Source organism: Chamaesiphon sp. OTE_8_metabat_110 (assembly GCF_031382685.1).
Classification (GTDB): domain Bacteria; phylum Cyanobacteriota; class Cyanobacteriia; order Cyanobacteriales; family Chamaesiphonaceae; genus Chamaesiphon.
This window is the reverse complement of sequence record NZ_JANMZA010000333.1, coordinates 1-11,482: the sequence shown is the minus strand read 5'-3', so window position 1 is coordinate 11,482 and position 11,482 is coordinate 1. Positions and strand designations below refer to the sequence as shown.

Sequence of the window (11,482 nt, the reverse complement as noted above, 5' to 3'; positions counted from 1 at the left end):
CCCACCCAAGAAATAGACATTTGGGCGTTGCTGAATCCAGGTATGATTTGCCCTTCAGTCCCGCCCTCGCCTGGGCTTCTGGCTCCCCTCTGTCTTGTCTTGACGCGCTCGACCTGGAGGGAACCTCCGTGATGAGCGCGTCGCTGATTCGCTGTCTTGTCGTTTTTTATTCGGGGGGAACCCTAGACATAAAAACGCCGCTCAACCGTCGGGGACCAGAGGCGTGCGCGAATCGCTCCCAAGCGTGGGAGCGACCCAAATCGCGCTGAGGTTCCCTCAGCGTGCGTTTGGGTCAAGACAGCGGCGCTTCGAACGGGAGGTTCCCTCCCGTTTGTGTGCGTCAAGACAGAGGGGCTGGGGGTGAGCGGATGAAATCGCGCAGAGGCTTCCTCAGCGTGCGTTTCACCAAGCAGGGCAAGGTCTATGCTTTATACCCCAATTCAGCAACGCCGACATTTGCAATTCACGATCCACTATTCACGATCCACTATTCACGATCCACGACCCACTATCCACACTAGATGTCTAATTTGTCACTAAGAAGGGAGTAAGCTAGCGATAATCAGGTTGAGGATCGATCCCACCCGCCCGGTTAATCGGCCAAAACCGGACAGACGCCTTACCAATGATTTTGTCCTTGGGGACAAAGCCCCAGTAGTGACTATCATAACTATTATTGCGGTTGTCGCCGAGCACTAGATATTGACCCTTGGGGACTCGACCGTCAGCAGGCCAAGGCAGGCGGCGATGTTGACCTTCATTATCGGTGGTATAGCGGTCTGTGGTGCTCCAATCTGTCGCTGGTGGTTCGTCTAGATAGCGTTCGGTGAGAAGTTTATCGTTGATGTAGACCTTACCACCTTTGACCGTCACTCGATCGCCAGGTAAACCGATCACCCGCTTGATAAAGGCGTCCTTATATTTTTCTTTGGCTAATTGAGCGGTAGGATCGAATACGACAATATCACCTCGGACGGGATCGGCAAATCGGTAAGAAATCTTATCGATAATTAAGCGATCGTCGATCTGCAATGTGGGTAACATCGAGCCAGAGGGAATGTAGCGCGCCTCGGCCACAAAAGTCCGAATCCCCAATGCCAGGAAGATACTCATGCCGATTGTCGTGAGGGTTTCTACCCAAGGATTTGCATCTTTTTTGGTTGAGGGGATCGAGTTGACACCATCCGCCGCGTATTTAGGTTGATGTTCGGAGGCAGTTTCAGCTTCAGTAGTAGAGTCTTCTGGTTGGGGCCGTTCGTAATCCATAAAAACGCTTCAAGGGGAAGTCAATGAGTGAGTAGATGTAAGTCGAGAGATATTCTCATCCAGTTGTGATGACGATATCGACCGCGATCGGGCGACTCGATCGATTTGCGAAAAACCTTGGCGATCGTCCTGTAAAATCCGATCTAGACAGTTGATGAAGACACTACCAAAGCATCAATGCTGGCTAATGTCGTCCGGTAACATATCAGCATCAAACGAAAATTGCCGCCTCGATCTTTAATATACTTGTTTTATCCATAGACCATTATGCCCTTTATTTTTGCCGATCGAGTATGAACGTAAATTCTTTGCTAATCCGTCAGGCTCAGATCCTGTTGGCCGATGGCACATGGTTAGCTGGTGATGTTTTGGTACGCAACGAGCGGATTGTCGAGATTGCCGCAAGTATTTCGGCTACCGATGCAGCTCAAGAAATTGACGCAACTGGCTTAGTTTTGTTGCCCGGTATCATCGATCCACAAGTCCACTTTCGGGAGCCAGGACTGGAGCACAAAGAAGATCTGACGACTGCCAGTTATGCCTGCGCCAAGGGTGGGGTGACATCCTTTCTGGAGATGCCCAATACCAAACCGCTGACCATCACTCAAGCCGCACTCGATGATAAACTCGATCGCGCCGCCCGCAAGAGCATCGTCAATTACGGTTTCTTTATCGGGGCAACTCCTGCCAACCTCCCAGACATTCGCACAGCCACCCCTACCTGCGGCATCAAGGTGTTCATGGGTTCGGCACATGGCGATCTGCTCGTCGATACTGCTGCTGCCTTAGAACCGATTTTTGCCCAGGGAGATCGCTTAATAGCCGTCCACGCTGAAGATCAAGCCCGCATCAACCAGCGCAAACAAGAGTTTGCCGGAAGTACCGATCCTGCCGTCCATTCGCAGATTCAAGACGATATTGCCGCCCTAAATGCTACCAAACTCGCACTACAATTATCCGAGAAATATCAGCGCCGCTTGCACATCCTCCACCTCTCTACCGCCATCGAAGTAGAATATCTCCGCCAGCACAAACCCGCCTGGGTAACAGCCGAAGTCACCCCCCAACATCTGATGCTCAATACCGATGCCTATGCCGCCATCGGTACCCTCGCCCAGATGAATCCGCCCCTCCGGAGCCATCACGATAATGATGTTCTGTGGGCGGGATTATTAGATGGGACGATCGATTTTATCGCCACCGATCACGCACCGCATACGCTCGAAGAAAAAGCCAAAGGGTACCCCAATATCCCATCGGGAATGCCTGGAGTCGAGACGGCACTCCCAGTGATGCTCACCCAAGCAGTTGCTGGCAAATGTACGATCGAGCAAGTCTCGAACTGGATGTCTACAGCAGTCGCTAAAGCTTATCATATCCCCAATAAAGGCGCGATCGCGATCGGTTATGACGCGGATTTAGTATTGGTAGATCTCGAAAACTATCACCCCGTCGAGCGCAAAGATCTCCAAACAAAATGCGGCTGGAGTCCCTTTGAAGGTTGGAATCTCACTGGCTATCCAGTTTACACGATTGTCAATGGGAATGTGGTGTATGAAAAAGGCGAGATTCGATCGGACATCAAAGGCAAAGCTTTGAGCTTTATCTAAAACATCTGTAGAATATAAGATGTCTTGTAGGGTGGGCACTGCCCACCAACTAGGTTTCAGGCATAGTCTATCTGACAACAAATTGCACTACCTACCTAGTATATTGACTTAGTATATAGATCGAAAATAGTAGAATTGTTTGAGGATTGAATAAAGCAGGAAATTTTATGGTAGATGCAATTTTTTGGTCTGTAGAAGAGGTCGCAGCTAAGGCTGGAGAAATATATGCCAATGAAATTCAGCAACAAGTAGAAACCACTGATAATATCGGAAAGATGCTGACAATCGACGTAGAAACTGGTGAGTATTTCATCGATCTCACAGGAGTAGAAGGAATGATGATGCTAAAAGCTAAAAGACCTACTGCCAGACTTTTTACTTTGAGAATTGGCTACAGTGCTGCTGTGGGCTTCGGTGGTTTTGACGGAAAATTAAACTGATGATTAGAGGTAAGTTTGTTGACAAAAAAATTGTGTTACCTGTAAGGTTTTTGCTATCTCAGGAAATGATTTTTGATGTAGAATTCGTTGTCGATACTGGATTTAATGGCTATTTGACATTGCCAGTTGGGGCAGTTGGAGCAATGAACTTACCATTATTTTCCACAACGGCAACTATTCTAGCTGATGGCTCTCAATCTTTAACTCCCACACATATTGCGACAATCGACTGGCATGGTGAAGAAGTAATAGTACCAGTGTTGGCAATGGGAGGTAAGCCTCTATTGGGTACGGGTTTGTTAAGTCAATGCCGCTTGCTAGTAGAGTTTACCGAAAATGGCGCGATCGAGCTAGAGAAGTTATGATATCGAGTGATGAGGAATCTCATTACAGCTTAAGTTCGCAACTAGCTAATGAAACACTTGGCATTTTGGTAAAATCTACTATAATTGAGGTAGAGCGACCAAAATACCCATAAATTAACCCCAAAATGTTTGTCACTGCACGTCCAACTGCCAATCCAGATTCCATCCCTGTGGATGTTGTAGCGGCAATCCAAGAATTAAAAAAATCTCTCAATGCGGTAATTCTGGCGCACTATTACCAGGATTCAGAAATTCAGGACGTGGCGGACTTTATTGGCGACTCGCTGGAATTATCGCGCCGAGCTGCTAGTACCGATGCTGATGTTATCGTGTTTGCTGGCGTACATTTTATGGCGGAAACTGCCAAGATTTTAAATCCAAATAAGCTGGTATTATTACCAGATTTAGCGGCGGGATGTTCGCTGGCAGATAGTTGTCCGCCCGATGAATTTGCGGCATTTAAGGCAAAATATCCCGACCATATTGTGATTTCTTACATTAACTGTACGGCAGAAATTAAAGCTTTGAGTGATATTATCTGTACGAGTTCTAATGCTGTCAAAATTGTCAAACAGATTCCCACAGAGCAGGGAATTATTTTTGCACCCGATCGCAATCTGGGACGGTATGTGATGCAGCAAGCCGAGCGAGAACTGGTATTATGGCAAGGCAGTTGTATCGTACACGAAACTTTTTCGGAGAAGAAGTTGGTACAACTTAAGATAAATCATCCCGAAGCCGAAATTATCGCTCACCCAGAATGCGAAGAGTCGGTATTACAACACGCTAATTTTATCGGTTCGACGAGTGCGTTATTAAAATATACGGCACAGAGTTCCAGTACGCAATTTATTATCGCCACTGAACCGGGAATCATTCATCAAATGCAAAAAGCTCAACCTCACAAAGAGTTTATCCCTGCGCCACCAATTAATAATTGTGCGTGTAATGAATGTCCGCATATGCGCTTGAATACATTAGAAAAATTATATCTGGCAATGAAGACTCGATCGCCAGAAATTACGATGTCTGAAGATGTCCGCTTGGCAGCTTTGCGTCCGATGCAACGGATGCTAGAAATGAGCTAGATGGACGATCGAGGATATCCAGGGAAATAAAAGATAGATTTAGCCATAAACTAATAATAGACAATCGACTATACATTATAGATAAGATAAGCAAAAGTTAGAGCGAACATTTGATAAAACTCTATGATTTGCCTATCTTTTCGATGAATTTTCGATTAATCTTTTACATAGAGCAATAACTAATCTCTTATATTAAACGATAGATTTAAATCTATGGACTCGATAATTCTTCAGAATATCTGGTTGATTCCTTGCTACCCACTAATTGGGGCAATTTTGGCACTCCCCTGGTCGCTTGGCTGGTCGGGGCAACTCGGCACTAGACCTGCTGGTTATGTGAATATCCTCATGGCGGGGGTAGCAATGATTCATGCGCTGTTAGCCGTAGCCACAGGCTGGGAGCTAGCGCCGCACCAAATTAGCTATAGCTGGCTGCACAGCAGCACCCTAGATATCAATTTTCCGATCGAGATTTCGACGATTACACTGACTGCTACGGCGGTGGTAACGACGATTAGTCTGGTATCTCAGATTTATGCAGTTGGTTATCTGGAGATGGATTGGAGCTGGGGACGGTTCTTTTCGCTGATGAATTGTTTTGGGGCGGGGATTTGTGGATTGGTATTAACCAATTCGCTATTTTTTAGTTATGTCTTTCTCGAATTACTGACACTAGCTACTTACTTGTTAGTCGGTTTTTGGTACGCGCAACCTTTGGTAATTACAGGTGCGCGGGATGCCTTTTGGACGAAACGGGTGGGTGATATTATCCTGTTGATGGGCGTAATTGCAATTTACCCGATCGCGGGGACGTGGAATTTTAGCGAGTTGGAAATTTGGGCGCAGACGGCGCAATTAGACCCGACAGTGGCGCTGTTACTCGGTTTGTCTTTGAGTGCGGGGCCGTTGGGCAAGTGCGCTCAGATCCCCTTTCAGCTCTGGCTGGATGAAGCGATGGAGGCACCACTACCAGCGACAGTGTTACGAAATGCGGTGGTAGTTGGTGCGGGGGCATTCGTACTGATTAAATTGGCACCTGTAATTTCGCTCTCACCACTTTTGTTGAGTATTCTCGTGATTCTGGGCGTTGCTACGGCGGTCTGTTGTGCGTTGATTTCGATCGCGCAGGTTGATGTCAAGCGCGTACTTTCATATGTTTTAAGTGCTTATATCGGGCTAGTATTTATCGCTGTTGGTACTCAAAATTTGGACTCGGCGCGATTTATTCTGTTCAATGAATCTTTCGGGATGGCATTGTTGTATATGAGTGTGGGTGCGGTCATTTGGACGAATATTACCCAAGATTTGACACAGTTGGGTGGTTTGTGGTCGCGGCGTCCGTTTACGGCGATGTCGATGTTGGTGGCAATTATTTCCTTTATTGCCGTACCGCCGCTCGGCGGATTTTGGGGGTTTTTACAATTAGTTACTAGTTTGTGGATCGAGCAACCTTGGCTCGTTGGGGTGATTTTGATTGTCAATACTTTGACTGCATTTAGTTTGACTAGACTATTTTGTAGAATCTTTTTGGGTTGGGTACAGCCAATGAGCGAACGCTCGGTCGAACCGTTTTGGTTGATTAGTATACCTGTCGTTAGCTCTGCTGTTTTCATCTGTCACTTACCAAGTATTTTTTACAATCTAGATCTATTGCCAAGCTGGGGTAAATTAGACCAGATGTTTGCACCATTACTGGTTTGGTCGAGTATTTCGGGGATAACAATTAGTGGTGTGATTTATGGTACGAATACGGTACAAAAACCAATTCGCTTACCGTTGCCAGCACTGCAAAACTTCTTTACCTATGACTTTTATATTCAACGTTTTTATCAGTTGACGATCGTCTGGTTGGTAGCAGTCAGTGCGCGGGCAATTAATTGGTTCGATCGCTATGTTGTCGATGGCTTAGTTAATGTCATCGGGCTAGGAACTTTATTCAGTGGACAGACGCTAAAATATAGTACTTCCGGTCAGTCTCAGTTTTATATTTTATTCGCATTTGCGGGAATTATTATTCTCGGTCTGATGATGGGTCTGCTAGTTTAGTCAATAGTTAGTAATTATCAATTAGCAATTTAGAATCTATATTTTTCAAATAGAGGATCGATCTTAATTATGTTGAGTGCTATTATTTGGTTGCCGCTGTTGGGGGCAATTTGGATTGGAATATTACCAAGATTTAGTCGCTCGATCGCACTAATTACTGCTGGAGTGACTTTAATGCTTGCGATCGCGATCGCGACAATGTTCAATTACCAAGATGTTGGCTTACAATTTGTCGAGCATATCGTGTGGGTCGAGCCACTAGGATTAGATTATCAATTGGGTATTGATGGCTTGTCTTTACCATTAATCATCTTAAATAGTTTGTTGGTAGTGCTGTCGGTTCAGGCGACTGCTAAAGATATCGAAAGACCGCGACTGTTTCATGCACTCCTCTTGCTGGTCAGTACTGCAATTACGGGCGCTTTTCTCGCGCAAAACTTGTTGCTGTTCTTCTTATTCTACGAGCTAGAATTGATTCCCCTCTATCTATTAATTGCGATTTGGGGCGGTGAAAAGCGTGGCTATGCAGCAACTAAGTTTCTGATTTATCAAGCTCTCTCGGGAATCATCTTACTTGCAGGTTTCTTGAGCTGGGCATGGTTTGCCAAAACTGGTGACTTTAACTATGAGTCATTGGCAGCAACGCATTTACCAGCCAATCTCCAACTCCTATTTCTCAGTATTATCCTGCTCGGTTTTGGGATCAAGATGCCGTTGGTGCCGTTTCATACTTGGCTCCCAGATGCCTACGTCGAAGCCTCGACACCCGTGTCGATGTTGTTGGGTGGCATTGTCTCCAAATTAGGCACCTATGGCTTAATCCGCTTTGGTTTGGGTTTATTCCCCGATGCGTGGGCGATTGTCGCTCCCTGGTTGGCACTCATCGCCGTCTTTACCGCAGTATACGGCAGTACGATCGCGATCGCCCAAACCGATATCAAGAAAACGATCGCCTATAGTTCCGTCGCGCATTTGAGCTATGTATTGCTGGCTACCGCTGCGGGGACTCCGTTGAGCCTGTTAGGCGCAGTCTATCAAATGGTGGCACACGGCTTAATTCTCGCCCTATTATTTAACCTAGTTGGCATCATTGAAGCCAAAACAGGCACCCGTGAATTAAACCAGCTTCACGGATTGCTCAATCCCCAGCGCGGCTTACCCTTTGTCGGGGCAATGTTGATTCTCACCATGATGGCGAGTGCGGGTATTCCGGGGATGGCAGGTTTCATCGGTGAATTCCTCTCCTTCCAAGGTAGTTATGCCGCCTTCCCCATCGGTACGCTCATTTGTCTGGCGAGTACGGGTTTAACTTCTGTCTACTTCATCATCATTATCAATCGCGCCCTCTTTGGCAAGTTAACACAAGACCTCATCTATTTGCCCAAAGTCGCCAGCTACGAGCGGGTACCAGCAATAGTCCTGGCTGCACTCATTATCCTACTGGGCGTTCGACCGAATATCTTGATTTCCCATACTCAAGTTACCACCGATGAGTTCGTGGCAACGCTCCCATCAGCAACTACTCAAATCGCCAAACTAGAAGTGAAAAATCCCCTCCCTGGAGCGAAAAGTGCGGTCTTGGGGTTTCCCCAAGTAAAGCACCTTTTCAAGACAGGGGTGCCTGTAGGGCGGGGTGGGTAGATCTCCGCAGCGAATCTAACAAACACGACAGATGACAGTGGGTAGGGCGGGTTTGCATGAAATCTCTAGTACAAAAGACATCAACAGCATAAACCCGCCCCTACATATTATTAATATTCCACACTAATCCAAAATCCCCATGACTACAACCACAGCTCCTGCACCCACCAAACTACCACCATCCACCCATCAATTTGCCGACGTTATCCATCGCCTCGAAGCAGGTGGCGCGATGCTACCCGACACACCCGAAAACCTGATGCAAATCATCGGCTTGTACAAAGCCTACGCCGTCCCGATGGACTTCTACTGGCGCGACTTGCTGTACATTGCCGAGCGTGTCTTCATCAACCCGCTACCTGCCTTTAAATACTTCCTCCCGCAGGAATATCTCGACTTACCCAATCACTATGCAGGTGACACCGCCGACTTACGCATCTGGCAAAAAGGCGCAGCTTCAGCACATCCCGAACTGCTAGAGTTTATGGAAAAAGGGCGCAGTACCAAAATGCCCAAACTTTTCCATCACTTACTACACGATCGGATTAATATGGAGTTTGCGGAAGCCTGTATGCAGGCGATGTACTGGCATCGGGGCATGGGTGGCAGGTTCGATCCTTATCTAGATACTGACGAATACAAGCAAAACGCCGATCGAGCTATTAAAGCATATTTCAAGGGCAATCCGGCTATGCTTGCCGCTTACAAACTTTTCCCCGACATGTTCATCGAGCAGGTACGCGTGCTTTCCTACTATTCCAACTTAGGACTGTTTTGGGAAGTGATGGCTCCCGTATTTTTTGAGATGAGCGATCTTTATGATGAGGGTAAAATTACCTCTGTCCCAGAAGCGATGGATTTCCTGGTAAATGGGATTTTTGCTGTTGCAGGGCGACCGATTTATCATCATGTTTATATCGATGGGGAAATGTTTGAAATCATCCCTAAATCTTGCGGTTTTACCTGGCTGTATGAGGCGGCTTTACCTTATGTCGAAGCAGTATTTTACCGGACTGCTCCATTTCGCGGCACCAAATCATATAACGCTCAAGCCGAGCAAGTACCAGCAGAGCAAAATGATTTTCATTACGGCATTTTATACGCCGATGTAAATCCCGTCGGTGCTGCCGGGATTCCACCGACGTTATTGATGGATGATATGTATCATTTCTTGCCTCAATATTTACTCGATTACTACGAGCAACATTGTCGGGGTAAAGATGATATGTTAATTCAATTAGGTGCGAGTTTTCAGCGATCGATGTACTGTGTTACGTCAGCAGTAATTCAAGCGTTACGCGGTGCGTTACTCTATCCTTTAGACGATCCTAATCCTCAACATCTAGAGAAAAATCGTCAGTTCTTTGAGGCTCAGATCGATCGCTTTAAGCGCCCTGAAGCTCGATTGAGTGATATTCAGAATCAAGAATATAGATAATTTTGAAGATTGAATGTTTTCTTAATTAACATAGGTTAGTCGAGCCACTTGAATCAAGCTAAAATGTGTTAGAAGCTAGCCGATAAATCATGACGTTAGACACATCCTCGATCGAGATTATTGAAGCAGATTTAACTATCGCCGCACATGCGCGGGCAGTCATAACATTAATGGATGAATATGCTCGCGATCCGATGGGTGGCGGTAGTGGATTATCGGACTATGCTAAAACACATCTAATTGCTGAATTAGCTAGACGCAAGACTGCTCGTATTATCCTCGCTTTTGTAGAGCGAGAACCAGCCGGACTAGTTGTTTGTTTGGAAGGATTTTCCACTTTTGCTTGCCAACCATTGCTGAATATTCATGATGCGATCGTTTCGCTACCTTATCGAGGTAGAGGGCTATCTAAGTTGATGCTACAACTAGCGGAACAAATTGCGATCGAGCTAGGATGCTGTAAACTGACACTAGAAGTTTTAGAACATAACTATCTCGCTCAAAAAGCATATCGATCGTTTGGATTTAACGGCTATGAGCTAAACCCCCAAATGGGTAAAGCACTATTCTGGGAAAAGAAATTGTAATGTATCTAAATTTTATAATATTACAATGGTTACTTCTCGTAGGGTGGGCACTGCCCACCAACAGATTTAGCGATCGCAATAGTCGATAAAAAACAAACATTCAATACATAGCATTTAGTTAAAAAAGTGGGCAGTGCCCACCCTACAAAATTAGAGTTTTAATAATAATAAGATGCCAAATATCGTAGAAATTGCGGTTAGTAACGATAACTTCAAAACCCTCGTCGCCGCCGTTCAAGCGGCTGGATTAGTCGAAGCATTACAATCTCCTGGGCCATTTACCGTATTTGCCCCAGTCGATGCTGCCTTTGCAGCCTTACCTCCAGGCACAGTCCAAACCTTAGTCCAAAATCCACCCCAGTTAGCCCGCATCCTCAAATTTCATGTGGTAGCAGGTAAGTTTACGCAAGCTGACTTAGCAAAGCTCAGTAAGGTAGAATCGCTGGAAGGTTCGCCAATTCCGATTTTCCAAGGGAAAGGCTCCGCCAACGATTGTAGTCATGCTTTTGAGGTCAAAAATGCTACGGTAATTGCCGCAGATATCGAGGCGGACAATGGTATTATTCATGTTATCGATCGAGTGATCCTGATGGGATGAGTTCGATTACCTTTGGTAGGCGATGCCAACGAGTTATTGTCAATATCTGCGAGCTAATTTCTGATTATGGCGGAATGGGTTATCGGTTTGATGAGTAGTTTAGGCTACTGGGGAATTGGCATCCTCATGTTTTTGGAAAATCTATTTCCGCCAATTCCGTCCGAGCTGATTATGCCGTTAGCTGGGTTTACGGTGGCTCAAGGTAAAATGAATTTTGGGGTAGCCGTTTTTGCTGGTACTGTTGGTACGATGGCTGGTACTTATGCCTGGTATTATCTGGGTAGGCTGGTAAATTATCAAAGGCTACAGACTTGGACGGAGCGATATGGTAAGTGGATTAGAGTCACGGCTACAGATATCGATCGAGTCAATGATTGGTTTAATAAGCATGGCTCGAAAGCGG

At 46.0% G+C, this 11,482-nt stretch carries 10 protein-coding genes and 1 pseudogene; 10 read left to right on the top strand and 1 reads right to left on the bottom strand.

The features are described 5' to 3' along the window. Window positions 1-552: 552 nt before the first annotated feature. Entirely contained in the window at window positions 553-1,266 is a 714-nt protein-coding gene (lepB, locus tag RMO52_RS12340) for a signal peptidase I (RefSeq protein WP_309743963.1), read from the bottom strand. A 293-nt stretch (window positions 1,267-1,559) separates the two neighbouring features. Between lepB and RMO52_RS12335 the strand changes: the two genes are divergently transcribed. From RMO52_RS12335 to RMO52_RS12290, 10 genes and pseudogenes are all read left to right on the top strand, one after another. Next, entirely contained in the window at window positions 1,560-2,876 is a 1,317-nt protein-coding gene (locus RMO52_RS12335; protein WP_310414527.1) for a dihydroorotase, read from the top strand. Window positions 2,877-3,043: 167 nt separating this feature from the next. Further along, the gene (locus RMO52_RS12330; RefSeq protein ID WP_309743967.1) at window positions 3,044-3,316 is read left to right on the top strand and encodes a hypothetical protein; all 273 of its coding nucleotides are present in this window, start codon (window positions 3,044-3,046) and stop codon (window positions 3,314-3,316) included. Continuing rightward, complete coding sequence (locus RMO52_RS12325; protein ID WP_310414523.1) at window positions 3,316-3,681, top strand: clan AA aspartic protease; 366 nt, start codon at window positions 3,316-3,318, stop codon at window positions 3,679-3,681. Before RMO52_RS12330 ends, RMO52_RS12325 begins: the two co-directional genes overlap by 1 nt. Before the next feature lie 125 nt (window positions 3,682-3,806). Continuing rightward, window positions 3,807-4,769, top strand: a complete 963-nt coding sequence (gene nadA / locus RMO52_RS12320) for a quinolinate synthase NadA (RefSeq protein ID WP_310414520.1) — start codon at window positions 3,807-3,809, stop codon at window positions 4,767-4,769. 213 nt (window positions 4,770-4,982) lie between these two features. Further along, window positions 4,983-6,815, top strand: a complete 1,833-nt coding sequence (locus tag RMO52_RS12315) for an NAD(P)H-quinone oxidoreductase subunit F (RefSeq protein WP_310414517.1) — start codon at window positions 4,983-4,985, stop codon at window positions 6,813-6,815. Between the two features lie 69 nt (window positions 6,816-6,884). Then, window positions 6,885-8,456, top strand: coding sequence for an NADH-quinone oxidoreductase subunit M (locus RMO52_RS12310; RefSeq protein WP_310414514.1), 1,572 nt, complete (start codon window positions 6,885-6,887; stop codon window positions 8,454-8,456). A 139-nt stretch (window positions 8,457-8,595) separates the two neighbouring features. Beyond that, window positions 8,596-9,894: a CO2 hydration protein gene (locus RMO52_RS12305; RefSeq protein ID WP_310414511.1), complete on the top strand. Its 1,299-nt coding sequence runs from the start codon at window positions 8,596-8,598 to the stop codon at window positions 9,892-9,894. Window positions 9,895-9,983: 89 nt separating this feature from the next. Then, complete coding sequence (locus RMO52_RS12300; RefSeq protein ID WP_309743953.1) at window positions 9,984-10,481, top strand: GNAT family N-acetyltransferase; 498 nt, start codon at window positions 9,984-9,986, stop codon at window positions 10,479-10,481. A 172-nt stretch (window positions 10,482-10,653) separates the two neighbouring features. Continuing rightward, window positions 10,654-11,079, top strand: coding sequence for a fasciclin domain-containing protein (locus RMO52_RS12295; RefSeq protein WP_310414508.1), 426 nt, complete (start codon window positions 10,654-10,656; stop codon window positions 11,077-11,079). A 66-nt stretch (window positions 11,080-11,145) separates the two neighbouring features. After that, window positions 11,146-11,482 (top strand): annotated as a pseudogene (locus tag RMO52_RS12290) (DedA family protein); the annotation flags it as partial.